This is a genomic window from Vibrio sp. 1180_3 (genome assembly GCF_029478545.1).
Classification (GTDB): Bacteria; Pseudomonadota; Gammaproteobacteria; order Enterobacterales; family Vibrionaceae; genus Vibrio; species Vibrio aestuarianus.
This window is the reverse complement of record NZ_SJFM01000137.1, coordinates 1-978: the sequence shown is the minus strand read 5'-3', so window position 1 is coordinate 978 and position 978 is coordinate 1. Positions and strand designations below refer to the sequence as shown.

The following is a 978-nucleotide window of genomic DNA, read 5'->3' as shown; positions in this document are numbered from 1 at the left end:
TGAAAACGATCAATCTCAGGTTGTTCACGAATCCATTTCGACCAAGCCAACTTGCCGAAAACACGAAACGAATTCTCAATGAAATCGTAGCTTGGACCCTAAAAACTGACCAAACACATAACGCCGCGTTAAGTAGTGAGCGACGCTGACCACCCTACCTAAACCATTGTGCCGTAAACACTAAAGCTGAATCAAACCGAAAATGCCTAACGTTGCGAATCTGTCTTAAACGCTTTGTTATATTTATCTGCTGAGATGGCTCAACCTTTCGTATATTTTGGTGCGCTTACCCGTTAGTGGCATTAATTCATATACCGCATCATCAAAGCTCAAACCCGTATCTATATGAAGTTTCCCCATTGTAGTTATGAGTAACTCTCTGAATTCATCAACTAAAGTGATAAGCTCTTGATCACCTATTAAATAAGATTTAGAGAGCAAAAACTGCATCTTAGAATTTTCGGTTTCATACTGACTAGAAAGATTTTTATATAATTTAAGCTCTAGTTCTTGACTGACTTCTTTGCCTTCTAATTTCAACTTAATGTTTGCCAATAAAACAGAATGGTACGCACGAGTCTGTTCATAAATTTCTGTGAGATCATGGCTAATGTCTAAAATCAATGCGTATTGGCGTTCACTTGCCAATTTATTAGCCTCTGATTCAATATTCATTTCAGCTATCGTTCTTGTTAATTCTGAATTTTTCTTCCCCGCTTTATATGTAAACCAGGAAGTCACTATAGCTACAACTGATGGGATTCCTACCTTAAACATATCACTAACTACAGAAGCTAATTCTTTGTTTATTCCATACTCGATTACTTGAGGGTCCATAAAATCTCCTAAATATAACGCCCAATTAAGTGGTGAACAACGCACTGGCCAAGCCACTGCATTGCACCGTAAAACACTTTACCTAACGCATAGTAAAACTGCCACGCGTTGAGAATCCACTTGAATTGCTTGTTATGTGAA

At 37.9% G+C, this 978-nt stretch carries 1 protein-coding gene; it reads right to left on the bottom strand.

From position 1 onward, the window contains the following. Positions 1 to 243: 243 nt before the first annotated feature. Positions 244 to 837, bottom strand: coding sequence for a hypothetical protein (locus tag EYW48_RS21255; RefSeq protein WP_176246884.1), 594 nt, complete (start codon positions 835 to 837; stop codon positions 244 to 246). Positions 838 to 978 lie beyond the last annotated feature (141 nt).